Genomic DNA, 21,911 nt, shown 5'->3' with positions numbered 1-21,911 from the left:
AGTCACCGACACTGAGAGATCGTCCGCGATTCCGAAAGCGGCATGGAAATCCACGCGTCGTCGCGGGTCACGTCCGCGATGACTGCGAGTTCGTCACCGTCATCGTCCTCGTCGACGGCGAACATGACGTCATCGTCGGGGGCCTGTGCTTCGAAATCGTCGGCTGAGCGTGTCCAGTTCAGAGTAGATCACCGTAGTTCGACTCGACCTTCGGCGGGCAAGCTAATCGACTATCGAGCAGGATCCCCCTTTGTTATGACCTCCCTTCCACGTGACAGTGTTTGATTGACGCCGTGTTTCTCCGCCCATCGACCGATTCAACGAAACGAAGAATGCTGCGCAAACGATCGATGAAGGAGTACGCGCAGGATAACAAAGTACCATCCGAGAATACGCCAGTCACGGACTGATTTCATGGTGTCTGGAGAACCGACGACGAGACAGCATCGCGCGAAGATCGACACCGACTCGAGGCCGATATGAGCCACGGGACAAACGAGTCGTGGTGGTCGAAACTCACACGACCGGTACTCGAGTTTCCCCTCGACCTCGCGGGACTCGGAATCGCGGTCGGATTGGCCGCCTTCGCGCTCCTCCAACCGGTGGTTCGTGAGACCCCACTCGCAGTCGTTTTGGGCCTCCCCCTCGCACTGTTCGCACCGGGGTATGCTGTCGTTTCGCTCTTGTTTCCGGGAGAAGGACCACCGCGCACGTCGGACTGGAGTCGGCCCGATCATATTCGACGTGAAGGAATCTCGTGTACCGAACGAATGGCCCTCTCGTTTGGAGTCAGCCTCAGTCTCCTCCCACTGTTCGGGCTGACGTTCTCGCACCCCGACCTTTCGTTCGAACCGATCACCGTCATCACGGTTGTCGTCGGATTTACGCTCGTTATTGGCCTTTTTGCGGTGATTCGTCGATTCAAGGTCCCTGCTGACGATCGGTTTTCCGTCTCGATTCGGGGTGGCTTCTCCAGACTGTCCGGTGCCCTCTTCGACACCGAGACTGGGTTCGATGTCGTGTTGAACATCCTTCTCGCGCTGTCCGTCGTCGTCGCGATTTCAGCTGTGGGATACGCCTTCGCCGCACCGCAGGACGGTGAGGAGTTTTCCCAACTATCCCTGCTCACGAAGACGGACGACGGGGAGTTCGCTGCCGAGAACTATCCCGAATCGTTCACGCCGGGCGAAACGAAACCGGTGTACGTCTCGGTGACGAACCGGGAGGGTGAACGAGTCGAATACACCGTCGTCGTCTTGCTGCAGCGTGTCGAACAGCGACCGGATGGAAGTGCCCGTATCGTCGAACAACGGCAACAGGAACGATTCGAACACCGCGTTCCTGCGGGGGGTTCGTGGCGAACTCGGCACGAGATAGCGCCGACGATGGCCGGTGAAAACCTCCGTGTCACGTATCTCCTCTATAAGGGTGACCCACCGGCCGATCCGAGTATCGACACCGCCGACGAGCATGCATATTTCTGGACAACCGTCGGAACGAACGGCTCAGCATAATGTGGCCGTGGGAACACCTCGCGTTCGGCTATCTGACCTTCTCGGCATACAGCCGCCTTCGAAACGGAAGGCCGCCGCGAAGCGATGCGGTAGTCGTCCTCGGTGTCGCGACACAACTGCCCGACCTCGTCGACAAACCGCTCGCGTGGACGCTTTCCATCCTCCCGAGCGGACATTCGCTGGCGCATTCGCTTCTGACCGCGTTGCCGCTGTCGGCGGTCGCGCTGGTCCTCGCCCATCGCGCACGCCGGACCGACATCGGCGTCGCGTTCACCATCGGTTACCTCTCACACCTCGCTGGTGACGTGATTTACCCGGTTGCGGTCGGCAAGGAGACGTCTTTCGGCTTTTTGTTGTGGCCCCTCGTTTCGATTCCTCCCGACAGATCGACGTTCGGATTCGTCGCTCGCTTCCGGAAGTACTTCGAGAACTATCTGACGTATTTGAACGACCCCGAAATACAGAGCTATCTCGGCCTCGAACTCGGTCTTCTGCTCGGCGTCTTTTTCCTGTGGTTGCTCGACGGGATGCCGGGCATCCCGCGAAAGATCACCCGTCACGTGCCTGTAATCGGACGATAATAACTAGTATCCGAAGCAAACGGCTCGTTATTCGTTCGAAAACGTTGCATCGTCGTATCGACGAACGCCTTCGTTGCGGTCGGTCCGTTCCCCACAGGCGGAGCAGTTCGCTATTATCGAGCGTCCCGTTTTGTCCTGTGGGCCACTGCTTGTCAACCCGAGAACGGGGAGAACGAAGCCGACGACAAAAACCCCGATCTGACCGCCAGACATGACGCAGCTAGCGGCGAGTACCGGAGTATCCCGGCGGTGTCGAACTAGTCGTCCGTACCGAGTGTGATGGATAAAAGGAATGTCGGCGAACCGAAACGGTCGTTCAACCGGTTATCGGAACCGCTTGTATACGTCCGTCAGCAGGTTCATCATTCGTGTCCCGCGCTCCAAGCTATAGTAGCGCACGAGTTCGGGATTGAACTTCGCCTTGTAGCCACAGAGTCGGCGTTCGTTCGCGCCGACGAGGTCGTAGCGGGGGATTCCCTCGTCCATCGCATCGCGCATGATGGCCCAATCTACGAGGTCGTTGATCGGAACGTCGTGGTCGTGTTTCGCGCCGCCTTGCCAGCGGTAGATCCGTTCGTCGTCCGCTAGCGCTATCATTCCGCCCGCGAACTCGCCATCGACGTCACAGACGTAAGGCCGTACCGCACCGTCAGGGAGGCTCTGGTAGAGGTCGGCGACGAAATCGCCCGAGAGTCGGTACGGTTCGTCCTGTTCGTTGTGCCGAGCTTTGACCTGGCGGATGATTCGTCGGATGGCCTGTACGCCGCCCACGCGGATGTCGTACCGATCCTCGTCGGTTCGAGTGTTGCTTCTGGCATCGCTACTGAAACTCGACAGCACGTTCTCCTCGCCCGGTGTAAGGTCGACCTCGTAGGTGTGTCGTGGGAGTACCTCGAACTCGTTCCATTCGAACGGTCGAATGTCTTCGTACCGCCCGCCGGTTCGGACGTGGACGTACTTCGGACCGTACTGGCTGTCCAGCCAGTCGAGACAGCCGTCGATGAATCGGCGGTGTCTACGTTCCGCCTTTCGTCGTTTCAGCTTCTCCATGTTCAACAGGACCGGTCCGAGGTGTGGTAGCCAGAGGTTCGGCGGCGGGGAGAAGGCGGTCGTTACCCCACCCTTCGAAATCGTGAATGCGGGAAATAGGCCGACCGGTTCCTGTCCCTTGTAGCCGACGAGTGGATGAAGGGTCGCGCCGGTGTGCTCCGCCTGTACCCTGAGGGCATCCAGTCGGTGAAACACGTCGCCGTGTGGCGACCGCTCGACGTAATCGTTCCAGCGGTCCAAATCGTTCGCGCGCTCTACTCTGATGCCGTTTTTTTCGATGGTTACACTCATTCGAGATATCCGAGGTCCGCGAGTCGCGCTTCCACGCACTCGTCGTCGGTTTCGACCGTTTCGCCCGCTTCGTACGCGGGGTAGCTCTGCTCGCCTGCCGAATCTACGACCGGAAGGACGGATCCATCCATTCGGTCACTTGCGGGGACGCCGAGGGTCGCCAAAATCGTCGGTGCCACGTCGAAGAGGTGGGCATCCGCGCAGTCCGCCTCGACATCGATGCCCGACCCTGCGGCCGCGAAAATCCCGTTTAGCTTGTGATTCCACGGTTCCCGTGGCGCACCGAACTGTCGGCCGCGCAGCTGTGCGGAGAGGAACTGGTCGAAGTCTGTGGGAACACAGACCACGTCGACCGCGTCGTCGCTGTACGGCCCGTCGAAAAACGCCTCACGCGGCGCAACCGTGTCGAAGACGGGACGGCCGTCGGGGGTTCGAGCGGCCTGTAACTTCTCGACGAGTTCCGACCGAACCTCGTCGTACTCCTCGGGCGAAACGACCCCTTCGGGGTCACGTCCTTCGAGGTTGATTCGGACTCCGCATTCGATCCTGTCTCGCATATAAGCGACCGAGTTCGGGAAGTCGACCTGCTCGGTTGCGGCCCGGATGAAATCCTCCGGAACACGCTTTGCGACGAACTCCTCCAGACCCGCGCGGGAGAGGATGTCACCGATTCGTTGGCTCGTGATTCCGACTTTCGCGGCGAGAGCGAGGCCACGCTCCGCCACGCCCTGCTGTCGGGGTGAACTCTCTTCACCACGTTGGAGCTGGTTCCCTGCGATGGTTGACCACGAAGGCATTCCCTCGCCGCCGCGCACCGTTTTCACGTAGCCTTCGTCCCGAAGGAAATCGTTGACACGGAATTCATAGCCGTTGTATTCGCCGATTCCGTGGTCGCTAGCGACGATGACGGTCTCGGGGTCACAGTCACGCAGAATCGCGCCGACCTGTTCATCGACCGCCCGGTAAACGGAACGGATGATATCCTCGTCACCCGGATGTTCGTGGAACACCGTGTCCGTGCTCTGGAACTGGACGAACCCGAAGTCCGGGTCGAAGCGTCCTGCGAGATACCGAAAGGCTTCACCCCGCATACGCGTGAGTCGTCGATACCACTCGATGGATTCGCTCTCGGATAGGTTCCGCGGGGCATACACTCGATAGCCGCCGATTTCGTGTCGTACGTCGTCGAGCAATCCCTCCGGGTGACAGCGGGGATTCTCCGGCGCAGTATATCCCGGGAGTACCGCCCCGTCGATCGGCCGCGGTGGGTGTGTTACGGGAGCGTTGACGACGACACTCGAATAGCCGTGTTGGTCCAAGAGTTCCCAGATCGTGTGTTCACGGACTCGACTCGCGTTTACGACGTCCCAGTCGTAACCGTCGAAGTCGAGAAAGCCAAAGACACCGTGTTTACCGGGATTGACGCCGGTGTACAGCGAGGGCCACGCACTGGGTGTCCACGGTGGAATCTGTGATTCCAGCGGCCCGGATGACCCCTCGGCAAAAATAGACTCCAGGTGGGGAAGCTCGTCGTCCTCGAACAGTGGGTCGAGGACGGAGCGACACCCGGCGTCGATTCCGACGAGGAGCGTCTGCATCTGACAGTCCATGCTGTCAGCGAAAAATCCACCTGCGTCCTTTGTTATGCGTGGGTTTCTATCGAGGTAGACCGGTCGTACTATCGATACTCGAACGCCGGGGTGAACACGAGGCGGATGGTTCGAGAGCACACTACCAGTCGGTCACTCGCGGACGTTCGCTCGATTCGTCAGGGGGTTCCCGAACACACATCAATCGCATGGGCGCCCGTTTGTGGGTATCCGTGAGTTATCCTCGGCATTGATTCTCCGAGGAAAAATCGATACTTATATAAATTAGAAATATAACATTGAGTCCTAGATGATGCGTAGCGGGACGGACTGGAAGTAGTTTCGGAGAACCGTCCGTCCGGTCCTCTGCTGCGGCCTTGGACACGGCCGTACGTCACGCCTCCCGACGCAATTTTCTCACGAATTATCGAGTAAGAAAGGGCCAACCGAGGAGTAAGCCGCCATTTCCGAACGATATTCCGACGTTACTCGCGTTCGGATTCTCTACGTTCTACTTTTAAATTCTTCCTTTTGCATTGAGTTGGAATCGGAATCTACTTAAATCCGTAACGTCGCATTGAACCCATGGCACGCGACGAAGCGGCACGCGATTTACCGACCGATGGGCTTCTAAACCGACGTTCGTACCTGAAATTCGCAGGGGCCACAGCGGCGGCCTTTGCGGCGACGGGCACGAGCACTGGAAAGGAGTATCGGACGATTACCGTCCCCGCAGGACAGACCAAATCGATCACCGTCGGCGACGGCGAGACGTTCGAAAACGTCCTCATCGACATGACTGCCGACGGGGCTTCGGCACTCGTCAGAACGAGCGGTTCCGGATGGACGATCCGAAACGTCGGATTCAAAGGTATTCATCCCGGAGGCCACTACCTCCTGAACCCTGGTGTTTCGAGCACTGACGGCACGGGTCTGGTCGAGAACGTCTACATGGGCGATGGGCAAGTGGCAGGTTCGGACAGCGGTGGTGTCTGGGTCAACGCGAACCTCCCACATCGCGGAACGATCCAATTCCGTAACGTGCACGTTGCAGGGATGATCGACAACGGCCTGTACGGTTCGGGGCCCGGTGCACAGGGGTACGGTGGCAACCTCCACGTCGATTCCTCCTATTTCAAAGGAAACACGATCTCGAACGTGCGACTCAACGCGAAATCCCGACCGTGCAACGTCACGAACACCGTCGTCGATACGCGCGGGAACAAACCATGCCGTATCGGCTGTTCGTCCCCCGGTTCGACCACCACTCGCGCGGTCTGGTCGTGGTATGGTGAGACCCACGTACGCAACTGCGACATCGTTGGCCGTATCACCACCGCGAGAGGCGGTTCCGTGACGACAACTGACGTTCGAACCGGCGATCAGGCCGACCTGACGCCGCCGAAAGGCGTTCCGATGTCGGCGGAGCAAGCGGCGAGCGGTTCGGGTGGTAGTTCGGGCAACCGTAACCAAGCGATGAAGCAAAAGCAGAAACAGGCCGAGGGGCTTCCAAACGTCCTGAGTATTTCGAGCTCCGACGCCTCGACGACGACGAATTACGAGTTCGACGTGACGGGGACGGTTCGAAAATCCTCCGCGCGAGGTGCGTCGAAGAGCGACGAGGACACCATCCAGGACGGAGCCGTCTCCGGCGCGGTCGCTGGCGGTACGGATAGCTACCAGTTCGCCGGTACGCTGACGAAATTTGCGATCGACGGCAACGCAACGATCTATCTCAACGGAAAACGCGTCACTCCGGGCAAGCTCGGACTTCCGAAGACCCTCGTATTCGACGGCAGTCAAAGCGACGGTGCCAGCAAGTACTCGTTCGACGTGGGCGGGTCGGTCGCCAAAGACGACGACCTCGGCAGCGTCAACTCGTTCGATACCATCGACGGAACCCGAGTGACGGGCAAAGTCGTCGGCGGCAAGGACGCGTACCGCTTTTCGGGCGACTTGAAACGCATCGAAATCGAGGGCGGCGCGAAAGCGTGGGTTCGCGTGGGAGCAAACCAATGAACGGCTCCCTGTGGAAACAGCTCCCATCCGACCCCGACCTCGAGGGAGACCTCGGCTACGAAATAGACGAATGGGACGTGATTCGTGCGAAGAAAAACGGAACCGGTCGCCTCATGTTCCTCCCGAAGGACGAGGAACTCCTCCGCGACGACGCCTTCATCCTCGCGGGGTCGAACTCGGTCTGTAACGTCGAAGACCGAGTGTAAAAAACGTGGTTTTCTTTTCAGTTCGTTCCGCTGTAGAAGGGTTTCTCCCCCGTCGTCACTGTCCTTCGGCGCGCCGTAACTCCGGCGGCGTTCCTTTGACGGTTCGCCGCCGATAGTAGAAGTATTGGCCGATCGCCGAGAGTGCGTAGGCGACGAGAATTATCATCGCCGTCGCGATCCCCGGGAGAAGAACGAACGGATAGATTTCGAACCAGACGCCGAGTACGAGCAGGATACTTCCCAACGAGAGCGCGAGATAGTATCTGTCCCACGGAATTTCCGGGCGGGAGACGTCGCCAAGATAGGTATCCAGTTCCCGTGCGCGACGAGAAAGACTTACGACTCCGTCTTCGCGGTCGTACTCGATGATTCGAGCGTCATCTAGCTTCGGGAGATGCGTCTGATAGAGCGAGATGTAAACACGCTTTCGCTGGTCACTCGTCAGTTCTGTGGGCGTGGTATCGTTTTCCCACGCCGCAACTTGCTCGGTCAGGTCAGACAGTTCGACAGTTCCCCCTTCTCTTCGAAGGAAGTAGAGCGCGTATCGCCGACGCGGACTCTTGAGAACCTCGAACACCTGATCCTGCGAGAGTCCGGAGCTAGCCATCGTATGAAGACAGAGTTTGGCGACCGCTCATCGGAAACAATACACCCCCTTTCTGGTTCGTGACCACCCTGCAGTCACAGATGCCACCACCGCATATACCGGTTATCGCCCCTTCCTCACTTTGTTACCACGGTGCTGTTTCCGGGTAGTGTCGCCATACACTCCTCGAGCGAGTGTATACCACGCCATTTCGGCCGGATAATGTGAATTACGCCGATTCAAGTGACAGTGGAAGGGCTAGTCTCGAACTACCGTCGGCCAAGGTGTGTATAACAAAGAGGACAGGTAGGCATGGAGTCAATAATGCCTGTTCGCCGTCCTAACGGCCGAAACGGGCTATCCACGACCCAACCTATGAACTCACTACTAACCACTGACACGCCCTGCGACCCGTGTCCCCTCTGGGGTGGTCATCGGTGACCGAACCACGGAGTCGAGACCGGAGCGTCCACCCGGACGCAACTATCGGATACGCCTACGCGGATGATTCGGACGACCCTGTCATCGGCGAGGATGCAACTATCCGGTCGGGAACCGTCATTTACGACGACGTAACCATCGGTAACGGATTTACAACCGGCCACAGCGCGCTCGTCCGAGAAGGGACGAGCATCGGTGACGACGTCGTCGTCGGAACGAACACGGTTATCGACGGTCAAACGACGATCGGCTCCCGCGTGAGCCTGCAGACGAACGTCTACATACCGACGAACACCACGATAGACGATCAGGTGTTCGTCGGCCCGTCCGCGACGTTCACAAACGATTTGTATCCGATTCGACGGTCGTTCGAACTCGAAGGACCAACACTCGAAACCGACGTTTCGATCGGAGCAAACGCGACGCTCCTCCCCGGTGTCACGGTCGGCGAAGGTTCGTTCGTCGCCGCGGGTGCCGTCGTTACGGAGGACGTTCCACCCGGAATGCTTGCCGTCGGCGCACCCGCCGAACACCGTCCGCTTCCCGAATCGCTGAAAGGAGGGAACGACATTTGATTCCCATTGCCGACCCGAAACTGGGCGATGAGGAAATCGACGCGGCAGTCGACTGTCTCGAAAGCGGACAGTTGGCAGACGGTCCGGAAGTTCGGCAGTTCGAAGCCGAGTTCGCCGACTTCTGTCGCACCGAGTTCGGCGTCGCAGCGAGCAACGGGACGACTGCCCTCCACGCCGCGTTTGCGGCACTCGGAATCGGCCCCGGGGACCGGGTCGTCACCTCACCTTTCTCCTTCGTCGCCAGCGCGAACGCGATCCGGTTGGCCGGGGCAGAACCGGTGTTTGCGGACATCGACTCGGAAACGTACACGCTCGACCCGTACGCCACGGAGGAAGCGGTTCGGGAACACGAGGCGGACGCCATCCTCGCGGTTCACCTCTACGGGTTGCCCGCGAAGATGGACCATCTCCAAGATATCGCCGAAACGCACGACCTCGCACTCATCGAGGACGCCGCCCAAGCACACGGTGCGGCGTTCGATGGCAAACCCGCCGGATCGTTCGGCGACGCCGCCTGTTTTTCGTTTTATCCGACGAAGAACATGACGACCGGCGAAGGGGGAATGGTGACGACCGATCGTCGGGACGTCGCCGAACGCGCGACGAGTTTCATCAACCACGGTCGGACTGCCGGCGGTGGGTACGACCACGTTCGTCTCGGTCACAATTTCCGGATGACAAGTATGGCTGCGGCAATCGGTCGCGTCCAATTGTCGCGCCTGCCGAAGTACAACGAAATCCGTCGCGCAAATGCGGCGTATCTCACCGACCGACTTCGGGGTTCGGACGTGATCACACCGATCGAACCCGATGGCTGTCGACACGTGTATCACCAGTACACTGTACGGACGAACGACCGAGACGGTCTCAAACGCCACCTCGAATCGAAGGGTGTCGGAACCGGTGTATACTATCCGACGCCCATCCACGAACAACCAGCATACCAACACGTCGAGCACGACGCCCCCGTCTCGGAACGGGCCGCGGAAGAAGTGCTTTCCCTTCCCGTCCATCCGGGGTTGTCGGGTGACGACGTACGAACTATCGCATCTGCTATTACGAGCTATGAGTGAACCAGTCAACGCGGCAGTAATCGGCGTCGGAAGTATGGGTCGCCATCACGCCCGCGTCTACAGCGAGCTGCCGGAGGTAAACCTCGTCGGCATTCACGATGTGGACGAAACGCGAGCCGACGAGGTCGCTCGCAATCACGGGTCGCAAGCAGTCAGTATGGACGAAGCAATACGCGAGGCGGACGTCGCCTCCATCGCGGTTCCAACGCCCTACCATTACGAAATGGCGAAACAGTGCATCGACGGGGGCGTTCACATCCTCGTCGAAAAGCCGTTCGTCGCCGAACCGGAGGAAGGGCGGGATCTGCTCGCTCGTGCCGATACGGCAGACGTGATGATACAAGTCGGCCACATCGAGCGGTTCAACCCGGCGATTCGGACGCTTTCGGAAATCGTGTCCGAACTCGATATCATCGCGATCGACGCCCAGCGACTCGGTCCCCCACCGGAGGGGAGAGCCGTGGACGTGAGCGCGGTGATGGATCTGATGATTCACGATTTGGACGTCCTCCTCTCCATCGTGGACGACGATATCGCATCGGTCGCGGCAGTCGGAACGCAGGATAATCGGTACGCCAGCGCGAGCATCGAGTTCGAAGGCGGTATCGTCGCCGGTTTGACGGCAAGTCGAGTGACGCAGGAGAAAGTCCGAAAGCTTTCGATCACGGCACAGGAGTGCCGGGTAAACGTCGATTACACCAACCAATCCGTGGAGATTCACCGCCACTCCATGCCGGAGTACATCGAGGAAAACGGTGATCTTCGCTATCGCCACGAAAGCATCGTCGAGCGCCCGACCGTGGAAAACGGCGAACCGTTGAAAAACGAACTGCGGTCGTTCGTTCGCAGTGCGACCACCGGTTCGACCCCGGTCGTAACCGGCGAAGATGGCCTCCGCGTGTTGGAAGTTGCACGGGAAATCGACGGATTGGCCTCGGGACTGCGCGAACGGGAGGTGCATCTCGGGTGAGTCTGCGGGAAATTCAAACCCTCTACGGGAGCGATGCCTCGGTGGACGACCAACGAAGCGCGTTTCTGTCAGGCGAGATTCCGGTGGCAGTGTACGGACTCGGCAAGATGGGCCTCCCGCTCGCGGCGGTGTACGCAGAAACGTGTGGGAACGTCATCGGTGCGGATATCGACCCTGACGTGGTGGCGGCCATCAACCGGGGCGACTGCCACGTCAAGCGCGAACCCGGATTGGACGAACTCGTCTCCGAAACGGTCGAATCGGGGGCTCTCCGGGCAGTCGAATCGCCGGTCGAGGCGGCGGATCGGGCGTCGATTCACGTCGTTATCGTGCCGACGCCGATCACCGACGCGAACCAACCGGATCTCGCCATCCTCCAGTCGGTGATCGAATCCATCGCGGACGGTCTCGATCAGGGTGACCTCGTCGTGGTCGAATGTACGGTACCACCGGGAACGACCCGCGACGAACTGCTCCCGTTGTTGGAGCGAGAGAGTGATCTCTCACGCGAGGAGTTCGGGCTTGCTGTCTGTCCCGAGCGAACGTCCAGCGGGCGAGCGTTGCAGGACATTCGCGGCGCGTATCCGAAGGTGGTCGGTGGCATCGACGATGAAAGCACTCGGGTCGCGGAACTCGTTTACGGCGAACTAACTGACAACGACGTGATTTCGGTTCCGAACGCGACGACCGCGGAGGCGGTAAAAGTGTTCGAAGGCGTCTATCGCGACGTGAACATCGCGCTGGCGAACGAACTCGCCTCCATCGCCGATGACGCCGAAATCAGTATCAACGGCGCGATAGAGACGGCGAATACCCAACCGTTCTGTGATCTCCACAAACCAGGTCCGGGTGTCGGAGGGCACTGCATTCCCTACTATCCGTACTTCCTCATCGAGCAGTTCGAAGCGCCGTTCCCGCTCCTCCGTACCGCTCGCGAAGTGAACGATTCGATGCCGGGATTCACGGTCGAAAAGACCGTCGAGCTGCTGGCGGAGCACGGGAAAGCGGTCGCCGATTCGCGGATTCTCGTTCTCGGATTGACCTATCGTCCTGGCGTCGAGGAGACGCGGGCAACACCGGCACGGCCCATCTGTGCCGACCTGACCGAGCGCGGTGCCGACGTGTTCGCGGTTGATCCCATGCTGGACGACGCCGAGGGATTCGACGCGACGAAACTCGCGTTCGAGGACCTCGCCGAGCACGAGTTCGACGCCGCAGTGCTCGTCACCGACCACGACGAGTTCGCGGGTATCGACTGGGCCGGGTTCGACCCCATGGTGGTCGTCGATGGCCGTGATGCCCTCGACTTGTCGTGGACGGATCACCGCATCTACACCATCGGAGGCGACTGAATGTACGAGGGAAATACCGTCGCCGTCGTCATTCCGGCGTACAACGAGGAGGGACTCGTCGGGCGCGTCATCGATACCGTCCCGGATTTCGTCGATAGAGTGTATGCCATAGACGACTGTTCGACGGACGGAACGTGGGAGGAAATTCGTGCGCACGCCGGACGAACTGTCCCGATTACGGACGGCGGTGAGACGGATACCGCGTTCGACCAACGCGTCGTCCCGATTCGACATTCGGAGAATCGGGGCGTCGGTGCGGCCATCAAAACCGGCTACTGTCGCGCTCGTGAGGAAGATATCGACGTGACGGCAGTCATGGCCGGGGACGGCCAGATGGAGCCCGAAATGCTAGCCCGTGTCATTCAACCGATCGTCGATGGGCGTGCCGACTACACGAAAGGGAATCGCCTTTCGACGCCGGGATTCCGCGAAGGAATGTCGGCGTGGCGGAGTTTCGGCAACTGGCTCCTCACCTTCCTCACGAAGGTCGCCAGTGGCTATTGGGGAATGGTGGATCCCCAAAACGGCTACACCGCGATTTCCGAACGAGCGCTGTCGGAGCTAGCCATCGAGGACGTATACGACGATTACGGCTTCGCAAACGCGCTGCTGGTTCGTCTGAACGTCCACGACATGCGGGTCGCCGACGTGACCATGCCTGCGGTGTACGGTGACGAACAGAGCACGATTCGCTACTCGACGTTCGTCCCGAAACTTTCGGGACTACTATTGTGGGGCTTTCTCTGGCGACTGAAAGCAAAATACCTCGTTCGGGATTTCCACCCGCTCGCATTCCTGTACGGACTCGGCGCAGTGGGAACGGGTGCGGGCCTGCTCACCGTGCTTCGAAACCGTCGTGAAACGAGCGATGGCCTTTCGGCGACGCTCCTCGGTGGCCTCTGCCTCGTTCTTGCCATGACCTTCGATAGGCAGGCGAACGAAGAGCTGGAGATACGTGACGAATGGGAGGTGACTGACGAATGAAGGTCCTGACCGTCGTCGGTGCACGTCCACAGTTCGTGAAGGCCGCGGCAGTCTCGCGGGTGCTCAGGGACAGCCACGAAGAAGTGCTCGTCCACACCGGCCAACATTACGATGAAGAGATGTCCGAGGTGTTTTTCGAAGAACTGTCGATTCCACGCCCGGACTACAATCTCGGCGTCGGGTCGAACACTCACGGACGGCAAACCGCCGAGATGCTCGCCGGACTCGAAGCGCGAATCGAAGACGAAACCCCGGACGTAGTGCTGGTGTACGGCGACACCAACTCGACGCTCGCGGCAGCCATCGCGACGTCGAAGATGACTCCGCCACTTGCACACGTCGAGGCTGGAATGCGGAGTGGGAGCCCCATCCCGGAAGAAACCAACCGTGTGCTCACCGACCACGCCGGTGATCTCCTGCTCGCACCCTCGCTCGATGCGATGGAAAACCTCGAATCCGAGGGTATCACGGATGGGGTTCATTTCACGGGCGACGTGGGCTACGATGCCCTCCTGTGGGCACGGGAACGGGCGGACAAAAGCGTTCTCTCGGATTTCGGCGTAGTGGATGAGGAGTTCGTCCTCGCGACGGTTCACCGGGACACGAACACCGACGACCCGGACCGACTCGAAGCGATCGTCGATGCGCTGGCGGACGACCCGCGACGGGTCGTCCTTCCGGCCCATCCGCGAACGGTCGGCTGTCTCGAAGAGTTCGGCCTGTACGAACGCGCGGACCGCGAACTGACCCTGACCGACCCCGTCGGCTACCGGCAGTTCGTCGCCCTACTGGATTCGGCGGCGGTCGTGGCAACGGATTCCGGTGGTGTCCAGAAGGAGGCCTTCTTCCTCGATACTCCATGTGTCACCCTCCGCGAGAAAACCGAGTGGGTGGAGACGGTCGAAAGCGACTGGAACACGCTAGTCGGTGCTGACGGGGATGCGATCCGGCGCGCGATGCGAACGACGACGAAACCCGAGGAGAAGCCCACGCCGTACGGCGATGGGAACGCGGCAGAAACGATCGTGGAGGTGCTCGAAGATGCTACCGGAATATGAGTTCGAACTCTGTTTGACACACGACGTTGACCGACCGTACAAGGGATTACAGGCACCCTATTACGCGATCGCCGATAAAAACCCTCGACACCTCGGTGCGCTCCTGCCGGGCGTCAACCCGTGGTGGCAGTTCGAGGAGATCATGGACCTCGAAGATTCGTTGGGCGTTCGGTCCGCGTTCTACTTCCTGCAAGAGGAGTCGATTTTCCAGAAACGGCCGAACGAGTGGCTCACTCCACGCTACTGGATAGAGCATCTCGGTCGGTACGACCTGTTCGACACCGACATTCTGGACGTGCTTCACGAGTTGGACGACGGAGGGTGGGAAATCGGACTTCACGGATCGTATGACTCCTACGACGACCCGGAGGCGCTCCGCGAGCAGAAAGCCGCGCTCGAAGCCGCGTTGGGACATACGATTCGCGGCGGTCGTCAGCATCATCTCAACCGTGGCGACTCGACGTGGAGCCACCACCGCGATATCGGACTCGACTACGACGCGACGCTCGGGTCGAGCAGCGAATGTGGCTTCCAGCATGGCTACGAGGTGAAACGACCCTTCGACGACGATTTCCTCGTCTTCCCGTTGACGATGATGGACATCGCAGTGCCGAACCCGGGAACCGATTTCGATCGAGCGTGGGAACGGTGCGAAGAACTGCTGGACGAAGCCGCGGAAAACGATGCGGTCATGACGGCTCTTTGGCATCCCCGAATGTTCGCGGCTGAGTACCCCGGTCATCGCCGACTCTATCGCCAGCTCATCGAGGGCGCATTGGAACGTGGTGCCTGGGTCGGCCCGCCGGGTGACCTCGTCGATAGGATTGCGACTCCGTCGCGTACACCGACCGGCACGGCGGGCCTGCACGGGTCGTAGCCACTCCCTGCTTCGGGGTTGGGTCTCTCTTTTTCGAGACAGGCAGGGGATAACAAAGTGAAAACCAGCACTATCGACTGGCGAGACGAATGAGAGTCGAACGTCTAGACCTCGAAGAATGGGAAAACGAACTCCCCTCGAACGGGTTTGAGGTGTTTCACCTCCCCGAAGCGCTCGCCGTCATCGAGCGCCATACGGTAGGGGAGCTTCGCCTGTATGGGGGATTCAAAGGACAGCAAGCGATCGCCCTGCTTCCGGTCGTCGTCCGAAACGGACCGCTCGGGACGGCAGCGCTCTCGCCACCACCGGGGTTAGCGATACCGCGACTCGGGCCGATTTTGATGCCGACGAGTCCGAAACGACGAAAGCAGGAAAAAGTAAACCGGGAGTTCACCGAAACCGTCCTCGACCGGATCCGAGCCGACTACACCGAGCAGCTCGCTCAGGTCGGGTTCGATTCTCCGGTTGCACGGCGTGTGGGCGAACAGATGGAGTCGGGATTGACCCTGTTCCGCATGCTCTGTGGCACTGCCTACGGGGACCCGCGACCGTACGTTTGGGGGAATCTCGATGTCGAACCGTACTTCACATACCACTTGAACCTCGAATCGACGACGCCGGATGCGGTGAAAAAGTCGTTCAGCAAGAGCCTTCGACGGGAGATTCGGGACGCGGAAGAACTGGAGGTTACCGTTTCACGCGAGGGAATCGAGGGCGCGCGTGAGGTGTACAGGGATACCGTCGCACGCTACGATGAACAGAACGAAACCCTCGGCCTGTCGTGGGAGTACGTCCGTGACCTCTGGGAAGGACTCGACGACCACGCCCAGACGTACGTCGCCCGCGACTCGTCGGGGAACTATTTGAGTGGCATCACGGCGCTCTACTCCAACGACGCGGCGTACTTCTGGCAGGGTGGTGCACGGGCTGTCTACGAAGGGACGAGCGTGAACAGTCTCGTCCATTGGCACATCATCGAGGATATCGTCTCAGGGTCGCCGGTCGAATCGGTGACTACCTACGACCTGATGGGGGCGAACACGGAACGGCTCTGCCGATACAAAGCCAAGTTCGGTGCCGACCTCGTTCCGTACTATCTGGTGGAATCGAGTGGCAGAACGATGGACGTCGCAAAACGAGCATACCAGTTTGTCAGGGGATGAAGTACCTATTTTTCACCAACACGCCCGCGCACGTCCACCTCTATCGACACGCGGTGGAAACCCTGCGCGAGCGTGGACACGACGTGTTCATCCTCGGGCGCGATTACGGCTGTACTCGCGCCCTACTGGAGTATTACGACTTGCCACACGAAATCTACGGGAAGTGTGAGACGACGAAGTTCTCGTTGTTCCGCGAACTGCCCGAACAGTACTTCGAAATCTTCCGGCGTGCCCGTCGATATCGTCCGGACCTCATCTTCGGTGTCGGGTCGTACGCGGCCCACGCCGGAGCGTTCACACGAACCCCGGTCGTCGTCGTGGCGGATTCCGAACCGACGACCATCGACCACGTCGTCGCCCGCCCGTTCGTGGATACGTTCCTCACGCCACACACGTTCGGCAAGGATCTCGGCGAGAAACATTACGAGTTCCGCGGTTTCAAGGAACTCGCGTATCTTCATCCCGAGGTGTACGACCCCGACCCGATCATCCGGAATCGACTCGGCGTCGGGCCGGACGAGGAGTTCGTCATCGTCCGGTTCAACGCATTCGGGTCACACCACGACGTGGGGCATTCCGGATTCTCGCCCGCGAAACGACGGCAGCTCATCTCCGCGCTCTCCGAACAGGCGACGGTGTTCGTCTCGGACGAAGGGGGTAATCCGGCACCCGGCGACGCCCGGTCGTTCGACCTCCATCCGGCACTGCTTCACGACGCGCTGGCGGAAGCGTCCCTGTTGGTTGCGGATACACAGACGATGGTCACGGAGGCCGCATTGCTCGGAACGCCCGCGATTCGGTCGAACTCGTTCGTCGGCGAATCGGACATGGGAAACTTCCTCGAACTCGAACGCGAAGGGCTCATCCACAACTTCCGCGATTTCGAGGACGTGCTGGCAAAATCGCTGACGATTCTCGCGGACGATTCCGCGAAAGAACGGCTGTGTGAGAAACGGGACGCGTACCTCGCGGACAAGGTGAATCTGACCGACGTTATCGTAGACGTTGCCACGAAAGCCGTTCCGACGGCGAAACCGATAGAGCGGACGGTGGCGGTTTCGAGACGATGAGGGGGGACCCATCCCATCGGTACGACCGCCCTGTCGCGCTGGAACGTTCGATAAAGCGGTGGATAACAAAGCCGTTCTCGGGCGAGTCTCAGGACACTGTGACGAGGGGAGTTATTCAATCGAGCACCAGCACCGAATCTTCGCTACGAGTGCTAAACCTCGTGACGAATGCCGATGCCCGCTTTTTCAACGAGCAAATTCGCGTTCTCGGTGAGCACGGCGTTCGCGGGGAGACGCTCTCGCCGCCAGGAATGCACCGTGCCTATGACGAGTCGGTTACGCAGCGGTCACCGAGCGACTACTTGCGCTTTTTCCCGACCGTCTTCCGAAATTCGCTCGGGGAATACGATCTCATTCACGCGAATTACGGGTTGACAGCGCCGATGGCGCTCGCTCAACCTCGTTTGCCAGTCGTCCTTTCGCTGTGGGGGTCGGACCTCCTCGGCGAGTATGGCTGGCTGAGCAAACGCTGTGCCCGCCACTGTGATGCGGTTATCGTGATGTCCGACGAGATGGCTGGCGAACTCGACTGCGACTGCCACGTCATCCCCCACGGTATCAACCTGACCCGGTTCGCGCCGATGTCGAAATCGGATGCACGCAACGAGGTCGGATGGCGACAGGATGCCAAACACGTGCTGTTTCCGTACCCCCCGACTCGGGACGTGAAGGACTTCCCACGAGCGGAGCGAGTCGTCGCCGCGGCCGCGGAACGCATCGAAGGGACGGTCGAACTCCAGAGCGTTTTCGGCGTTCCACACGAGGAGATGGCGAACTACTACAACGCCGCGGACGTTCTCTTGCTCCCCTCGAAAAGCGAGGGGTCGCCGAACTCCGTCAAGGAGGCGATGGCCTGTAACCTGCCGGTCGTCACGACCGACGTCGGCGACGTCCGGGACCGTTTGTCGGCGGTTTCACCTTCGCGAGTCTGTGTCTCGGACGCCGAACTCGTGGCCGGACTGGTTGACGTACTTTCGGATCCTCGACGGTCGAACGGCCGTGAAAACGTCCGTGACATCAGTCTCGGACGAATGGGCGAACGAATCCGCGGCGTGTACGAAACCGTCCTCTGATGAAAGTCGTCATCACCATTCAGCACCCGGCGCACGTCCACTTCTTCCGTCACGTCATTAAAGCGTTGGAGGAAGATGACCACGACGTTCACGTCTTCGCTCGGGACAAGGACATCGCGCTCGTCCTGCTCGATCACTACGACATCGAGCACACCGTCCTCGCCGGAAAGGCGAACTCCCTCTCCGGGCTGGCCCGGGTGCAAGCGACCTACGAAGCGCGCCTGCTCCACGAAACGATGCGAATCCGTCCGGACGTTATGACCGCGATCGGCGGGGTTGCGGTGTCGCACGTCGCCCCGTTGGTCGGTGCACGGAGCGTCGTCTGGATCGACAACGAGGGTGCACAGTCACACCGGCTGACGACGCCGCTGGCACACGTCGTCTGTACTCCTCGTCGATTTCGTGACGATTTCGGTTCGAATCACGTCCGATACGACGGCTACCACGAACTCGCGTACCTCCACCCGGACCGGTTTGCTCCGAACCCCGACCGACTACGGGAATACGGCGTAACTCCCGACGAACCGTATTTCCTCATCCGGTTTCGGCAGTGGTCGGCCCTGCACGATGTGGGCCAGAACGGGTTCTCGCGGGAGGCAAAACGCGATCTCGTTTCGTTTCTTTCCAACCATGGTGACGTGTACGTTACGAGCGAGTCGTCGCTTCCGGAGGAGTTCGCGGAGTATCGACTGCCGGTACCACCGCATCTCGTACACGATTTGCTCGCTTTCGCCGACCTGTACGTCGGTGATTCGGCGACGATGGCGACGGAGGCCGCAGTCCTCGGAACCCCCGCAGTGCGAGCGCAGTCGTTCGCCGGGGAGAACGATATGACCAACTTCCTCGAACTGGCCGAGTACGGACTGCTCTATTCGACCGCGGACGACCGCGATGCAGTGGAACGGGCCAAATATCTCGTCAGGGATGCGGACCCCGAAACCTTCGCGCGACGGCGAGATCGTCTCATCGAGGACAAGATCGACGTCGTTGATTACGTGACAGACGTACTCGTCCGAACTGGACGCAGACAGGAAGTCCATAACAAAGGGTGAACCGGCCGACGCGGGAAACGAGCGAATGGCACGAACTGTTGCACACCGACTGGAGAAGAGCGTGCTCGTCGTCGGATTTTTGGCACTCACAGCGGGTGTTTGGATGGCACACGAATCACCGGCGCAGGCGTACGAGCTGTCGATTTATCGGGCAACTCCTCTGCTCTTCTGGGTCGGGGTCGGTATCGCTTTGCTGGCGGGAATTGGCGTTGCAGTGTCGTCCCCGGATTGGTACCGGTTGATTGGCCTGGTTTTGAGTGGGACGGCAACGCTCTCGATCGCGTCACTTCCGGTGATTCGCGGGTATCATTTCTACGGGCCGGGCGATGCATTGACCCATCTGGGATGGGCGAAGGACGTCGTTGCAGGGAGGATGGAACCGTACGAGCTGCTCTATCCCGGAACGCACACCGTGGGAATCGTCATTAGCGAATTAACGGGAATACCGCTCCGTCGGTCACTCCTGCTGATGGTTTCCGCGTTCGTCCTCGTCTATCTGCTGTTCGTCCCGTTGACGGTACGCGTCATCGTCAACGAAGATCGCGCCGTGACGTTCGCGGCGCTGGCCGGATTCCTGCTCCTCCCAATCAATGCCATCAGCGTCTTCGTCATGCCACACCCGACCTCGCAAGCGATCCTGTTCCTTCCGCTCGTCATCTATCTGCTGGCGAAGTACGTGACAGCAACGGACGGGCGACGACTCCCGCTCCTCGGCTCGTCGGCGGGAACGCTGCTCGCGTTGGCGTCCGTCGCCATCGTTTTCGTCCATCCACAACAGGCCGCGAACGCCATCTTGCTTTTCGGCGGGGTGGTCGTCGTTCAGTTCATCTACCGACTGTTCCGGAACGGACACGTCATCTCCCGCCACCGCGCATTGTACGGCCAAACGATGTTCCTCGCGGCGGTGTTCTTGCTTTGGACGCCGTTTCACGAACGGTCTGGTGGGGCAGTGACGGCACTCATCACGAGTCTGCTCGACGACCCGGCAGCGGCGACCGATACGACGCAAGCGGCGGCAAGCCTCTCGCAACTCGGTGGAAGCATCAAATTGCTGTTCGTAAAACTGTTCCTCGTCGGCCTGATTCTCAGCGTCTTCGCGGGATTCTTCATGCTCGGCGGACTGCTCGACCGCGTTCGAGGGACGAACACCAGCGCTTTCACGAAATACGTCGCGGTCGGGATGATTCCCTTGACACTCCTGTTTGGGGCGTTTTTCGCGGCGAGTCTGGGACAGTTCCATTTCCGTGTGCTGGGATTCATGATGGTCCCCGTGACGATTCTCGGGGGTGTCGCAGTCGCTCGCGGTGTCGATGCGATCGAGACGAGGGTACCGAACGGTAGCCTCGTCTCGATGTTCGCCGGTGGACTGTTCGCCGTCCTCCTCGTCTTTTCGCTGCTGACGGTGTTCCACTCGCCGTACATGTACCAGCCGTCCGGACAAGTCTCGGAATCGGGGATGGCGGGCTACGAGACGGCGTTCGAGAATCGCGGTGACGTCCTGTTCACCGGACTTCGGTCACCGGGAGAGCGATATGCGGACGCGATCTTGGGCTACGAGGCGAGCAGAGCGGCTGACTGGCGAGCCGAACCGATTTATGGGAGCGATATGAACGCGACCGAGGACAATTTCACCGCGAAACGCCTCACGACCGTCTTCGAGGAACCACACTATTTGCCGGTAACCGACGCCGCCAGGGAACGCGAGTTGACGGTCTACAAGGGACTCCGGTTCCCGAGGAAAGGGTTCCGAACGCTGAACAGTCAGCGGGGCGTTTCGCGGGTGCAATCCGGCGGTGGTTTCGACCTATACTACATCGAATAGGTTCGGATTCGATTTGGAGACGGTTTTGCGTAATTGGAGGTCGTCGTGACGATCAACGCCTGCTGAAGAACGAAGTTCCTTCGCTATTTCTACGGACGAGGATTTCCCGTCGCTCACGGCCGATTCGTGAGTTTTTTCGGCCGCCCGTTCCCGGCTTCTCCACTGGAAGGCACGTCGATGGCCTGCCCGTCGGATCCTGCCGACGTGCCGCTTTCTGGAGGAATTCCGTGTTTCCCTACAATCCCGACTTCCACCGCCGGGTGATATACCCCGGAATCACGTGACGGACGAGTTCGTCGACTCGCCCGCCTGGGGATACGGCCACGAACGGATGGGCGCAGACAGAAGCGAATAGTCATGCCCGAGCGACTGTCGGGGGTCGGCCGTCCGTATCAAACCATTGCGGAAGCGCGGTCGTTGCAACAACGTCTCGAGGGGGCCGGGTTCGTTCTGATGGGAGTCCCACCCGTCGCCTCCCCGTCCAAGCCCCAGCAAAACGAATTCCTCAGCCCTGCCCTACCGGACGTAGCCACGCCCATATTTGCCGAAATCAGCCCATAACAAA

At 60.0% G+C, this 21,911-nt stretch carries 22 protein-coding genes; 17 read left to right on the top strand and 5 right to left on the bottom strand.

The window, feature by feature from the left end; all coding sequences use genetic code 11:
- Nucleotides 1-2: 2 nt before the first annotated feature.
- Nucleotides 3-182 (bottom strand): DUF7556 family protein, encoded by a 180-nt coding sequence (locus OOF89_RS01465; protein WP_456071284.1) that lies wholly within the window; start codon nt 180-182, stop codon nt 3-5.
- Nucleotides 183-479: 297 nt separating this feature from the next.
- On the opposite strand from OOF89_RS01465, the gene OOF89_RS01460 reads away from it, so the two are divergent.
- Together OOF89_RS01460 and OOF89_RS01455 are read left to right on the top strand one after the other, a co-directional pair.
- The gene (locus OOF89_RS01460; protein WP_266077840.1) at nt 480-1,514 is read left to right on the top strand and encodes a DUF1616 domain-containing protein; all 1,035 of its coding nucleotides are present in this window, start codon (nt 480-482) and stop codon (nt 1,512-1,514) included.
- The gene (locus OOF89_RS01455) at nt 1,514-2,095 is read left to right on the top strand and encodes a metal-dependent hydrolase (protein ID WP_266077839.1); all 582 of its coding nucleotides are present in this window, start codon (nt 1,514-1,516) and stop codon (nt 2,093-2,095) included. Before OOF89_RS01460 ends, OOF89_RS01455 begins: the two co-directional genes overlap by 1 nt.
- 27 nt (nt 2,096-2,122) lie before the next feature.
- On the opposite strand, the gene OOF89_RS01450 is transcribed toward OOF89_RS01455, so the two are convergent.
- From OOF89_RS01450 to OOF89_RS01440, 3 genes are all read right to left on the bottom strand, one after another.
- Nucleotides 2,123-2,308: a hypothetical protein gene (locus OOF89_RS01450; RefSeq protein WP_266077838.1), complete on the bottom strand. Its 186-nt coding sequence runs from the start codon at nt 2,306-2,308 to the stop codon at nt 2,123-2,125.
- 111 nt (nt 2,309-2,419) lie between these two features.
- Complete coding sequence (locus OOF89_RS01445; RefSeq protein WP_266077837.1) at nt 2,420-3,436, bottom strand: lipid II:glycine glycyltransferase FemX; 1,017 nt, start codon at nt 3,434-3,436, stop codon at nt 2,420-2,422.
- On the bottom strand, nt 3,433-5,034 hold the full coding sequence (locus tag OOF89_RS01440) for an alkaline phosphatase family protein (protein ID WP_266077836.1): 1,602 nt from the start codon (nt 5,032-5,034) through the stop codon (nt 3,433-3,435). The genes OOF89_RS01445 and OOF89_RS01440 overlap by 4 nt, the downstream gene beginning before the upstream one ends.
- 576 nt (nt 5,035-5,610) lie before the next feature.
- On the opposite strand from OOF89_RS01440, the gene OOF89_RS01435 reads away from it, so the two are divergent.
- Both OOF89_RS01435 and OOF89_RS01430 read left to right on the top strand, forming a co-directional pair.
- Entirely contained in the window at nt 5,611-7,044 is a 1,434-nt protein-coding gene (locus OOF89_RS01435; RefSeq protein ID WP_266077835.1) for a hypothetical protein, read from the top strand.
- Nucleotides 7,041-7,250, top strand: coding sequence for a hypothetical protein (locus OOF89_RS01430; protein ID WP_266077834.1), 210 nt, complete (start codon nt 7,041-7,043; stop codon nt 7,248-7,250). Before OOF89_RS01435 ends, OOF89_RS01430 begins: the two co-directional genes overlap by 4 nt.
- 55 nt (nt 7,251-7,305) lie before the next feature.
- Here OOF89_RS01430 and OOF89_RS01425 read toward each other — a convergent pair whose 3' ends face one another.
- Nucleotides 7,306-7,857: a DUF7344 domain-containing protein gene (locus OOF89_RS01425; protein ID WP_266077833.1), complete on the bottom strand. Its 552-nt coding sequence runs from the start codon at nt 7,855-7,857 to the stop codon at nt 7,306-7,308.
- Nucleotides 7,858-8,273: 416 nt separating this feature from the next.
- On the opposite strand from OOF89_RS01425, the gene OOF89_RS01420 reads away from it, so the two are divergent.
- The 13 genes from OOF89_RS01420 to OOF89_RS01360 all read left to right on the top strand — a co-directional run bounded on the left by OOF89_RS01420 (nt 8,274) and on the right by OOF89_RS01360 (nt 21,907).
- Entirely contained in the window at nt 8,274-8,852 is a 579-nt protein-coding gene (locus OOF89_RS01420; protein ID WP_266077832.1) for an N-acetyltransferase, read from the top strand.
- Nucleotides 8,849-9,925 (top strand): DegT/DnrJ/EryC1/StrS family aminotransferase, encoded by a 1,077-nt coding sequence (locus OOF89_RS01415; RefSeq protein ID WP_266077831.1) that lies wholly within the window; start codon nt 8,849-8,851, stop codon nt 9,923-9,925. The genes OOF89_RS01420 and OOF89_RS01415 overlap by 4 nt, the downstream gene beginning before the upstream one ends.
- Complete coding sequence (locus OOF89_RS01410) at nt 9,918-10,895, top strand: Gfo/Idh/MocA family protein (RefSeq protein ID WP_266077830.1); 978 nt, start codon at nt 9,918-9,920, stop codon at nt 10,893-10,895. Before OOF89_RS01415 ends, OOF89_RS01410 begins: the two co-directional genes overlap by 8 nt.
- Entirely contained in the window at nt 10,892-12,247 is a 1,356-nt protein-coding gene (locus OOF89_RS01405; protein ID WP_266077829.1) for a nucleotide sugar dehydrogenase, read from the top strand. The genes OOF89_RS01410 and OOF89_RS01405 overlap by 4 nt, the downstream gene beginning before the upstream one ends.
- Nucleotides 12,248-13,231: a glycosyltransferase family 2 protein gene (locus tag OOF89_RS01400; protein WP_266077828.1), complete on the top strand. Its 984-nt coding sequence runs from the start codon at nt 12,248-12,250 to the stop codon at nt 13,229-13,231.
- Complete coding sequence (gene wecB / locus OOF89_RS01395) at nt 13,228-14,289, top strand: non-hydrolyzing UDP-N-acetylglucosamine 2-epimerase (RefSeq protein WP_266077827.1); 1,062 nt, start codon at nt 13,228-13,230, stop codon at nt 14,287-14,289. The genes OOF89_RS01400 and wecB overlap by 4 nt, the downstream gene beginning before the upstream one ends.
- Nucleotides 14,273-15,166 (top strand): polysaccharide deacetylase family protein, encoded by an 894-nt coding sequence (locus OOF89_RS01390; RefSeq protein ID WP_266077826.1) that lies wholly within the window; start codon nt 14,273-14,275, stop codon nt 15,164-15,166. The genes wecB and OOF89_RS01390 overlap by 17 nt, the downstream gene beginning before the upstream one ends.
- A gap of 89 nt (nt 15,167-15,255) precedes the next feature.
- On the top strand, nt 15,256-16,329 hold the full coding sequence (locus tag OOF89_RS01385) for a GNAT family N-acetyltransferase (RefSeq protein WP_266077825.1): 1,074 nt from the start codon (nt 15,256-15,258) through the stop codon (nt 16,327-16,329).
- The gene (locus tag OOF89_RS01380; RefSeq protein WP_266077824.1) at nt 16,326-17,399 is read left to right on the top strand and encodes a DUF354 domain-containing protein; all 1,074 of its coding nucleotides are present in this window, start codon (nt 16,326-16,328) and stop codon (nt 17,397-17,399) included. The genes OOF89_RS01385 and OOF89_RS01380 overlap by 4 nt, the downstream gene beginning before the upstream one ends.
- Nucleotides 17,400-17,548: 149 nt before the next feature.
- Nucleotides 17,549-18,472 carry a glycosyltransferase family 4 protein gene (locus OOF89_RS01375; RefSeq protein ID WP_407661620.1) on the top strand — a complete coding sequence of 308 codons (924 nt, stop codon included), beginning with the start codon at nt 17,549-17,551 and terminating at the stop codon, nt 18,470-18,472.
- Entirely contained in the window at nt 18,472-19,524 is a 1,053-nt protein-coding gene (locus OOF89_RS01370; RefSeq protein WP_266077822.1) for a DUF354 domain-containing protein, read from the top strand. The genes OOF89_RS01375 and OOF89_RS01370 overlap by 1 nt, the downstream gene beginning before the upstream one ends.
- Before the next feature lie 25 nt (nt 19,525-19,549).
- Complete coding sequence (locus OOF89_RS01365; RefSeq protein WP_266077821.1) at nt 19,550-21,346, top strand: hypothetical protein; 1,797 nt, start codon at nt 19,550-19,552, stop codon at nt 21,344-21,346.
- A 357-nt stretch (nt 21,347-21,703) separates the two neighbouring features.
- Nucleotides 21,704-21,907 carry a hypothetical protein gene (locus OOF89_RS01360; protein WP_266077820.1) on the top strand — a complete coding sequence of 68 codons (204 nt, stop codon included), beginning with the start codon at nt 21,704-21,706 and terminating at the stop codon, nt 21,905-21,907.
- Nucleotides 21,908-21,911 lie beyond the last annotated feature (4 nt).

This window comes from Haladaptatus caseinilyticus (assembly GCF_026248685.1).
In the GTDB taxonomy this organism is placed as follows: domain Archaea; phylum Halobacteriota; class Halobacteria; order Halobacteriales; family Haladaptataceae; genus Haladaptatus; species Haladaptatus caseinilyticus.
The sequence above is the reverse complement of the archived record's forward strand: the minus strand, read 5'-3'. Positions and strand labels throughout refer to the sequence as shown.

What these genes read in the sequence shown, in the direction of transcription:
- OOF89_RS01460 (WP_266077840.1), top strand. Translation starts at nt 480, where the DNA reads ATGAGCCACGGGACAAACGAGTCGTGGTGGTCGAAACTCACACGACCG.
- OOF89_RS01455 (WP_266077839.1), top strand. Translation starts at nt 1,514, where the DNA reads ATGTGGCCGTGGGAACACCTCGCGTTCGGCTATCTGACCTTCTCGGCA.
- OOF89_RS01450 (WP_266077838.1), bottom strand. Translation starts at nt 2,308, where the DNA reads ATGTCTGGCGGTCAGATCGGGGTTTTTGTCGTCGGCTTCGTTCTCCCC.
- OOF89_RS01445 (WP_266077837.1), bottom strand. Translation starts at nt 3,436, where the DNA reads ATGAGTGTAACCATCGAAAAAAACGGCATCAGAGTAGAGCGCGCGAAC.
- OOF89_RS01440 (WP_266077836.1), bottom strand. Translation starts at nt 5,034, where the DNA reads ATGCAGACGCTCCTCGTCGGAATCGACGCCGGGTGTCGCTCCGTCCTC.
- OOF89_RS01435 (WP_266077835.1), top strand. Translation starts at nt 5,611, where the DNA reads ATGGCACGCGACGAAGCGGCACGCGATTTACCGACCGATGGGCTTCTA.
- OOF89_RS01430 (WP_266077834.1), top strand. Translation starts at nt 7,041, where the DNA reads ATGAACGGCTCCCTGTGGAAACAGCTCCCATCCGACCCCGACCTCGAG.
- OOF89_RS01425 (WP_266077833.1), bottom strand. Translation starts at nt 7,857, where the DNA reads ATGGCTAGCTCCGGACTCTCGCAGGATCAGGTGTTCGAGGTTCTCAAG.
- OOF89_RS01410 (WP_266077830.1), top strand. Translation starts at nt 9,918, where the DNA reads ATGAGTGAACCAGTCAACGCGGCAGTAATCGGCGTCGGAAGTATGGGT.
- OOF89_RS01400 (WP_266077828.1), top strand. Translation starts at nt 12,248, where the DNA reads ATGTACGAGGGAAATACCGTCGCCGTCGTCATTCCGGCGTACAACGAG.
- wecB (WP_266077827.1), top strand. Translation starts at nt 13,228, where the DNA reads ATGAAGGTCCTGACCGTCGTCGGTGCACGTCCACAGTTCGTGAAGGCC.
- OOF89_RS01390 (WP_266077826.1), top strand. Translation starts at nt 14,273, where the DNA reads ATGCTACCGGAATATGAGTTCGAACTCTGTTTGACACACGACGTTGAC.
- OOF89_RS01385 (WP_266077825.1), top strand. Translation starts at nt 15,256, where the DNA reads ATGAGAGTCGAACGTCTAGACCTCGAAGAATGGGAAAACGAACTCCCC.
- OOF89_RS01380 (WP_266077824.1), top strand. Translation starts at nt 16,326, where the DNA reads ATGAAGTACCTATTTTTCACCAACACGCCCGCGCACGTCCACCTCTAT.
- OOF89_RS01370 (WP_266077822.1), top strand. Translation starts at nt 18,472, where the DNA reads ATGAAAGTCGTCATCACCATTCAGCACCCGGCGCACGTCCACTTCTTC.
- OOF89_RS01365 (WP_266077821.1), top strand. Translation starts at nt 19,550, where the DNA reads ATGGCACGAACTGTTGCACACCGACTGGAGAAGAGCGTGCTCGTCGTC.
- OOF89_RS01360 (WP_266077820.1), top strand. Translation starts at nt 21,704, where the DNA reads ATGCCCGAGCGACTGTCGGGGGTCGGCCGTCCGTATCAAACCATTGCG.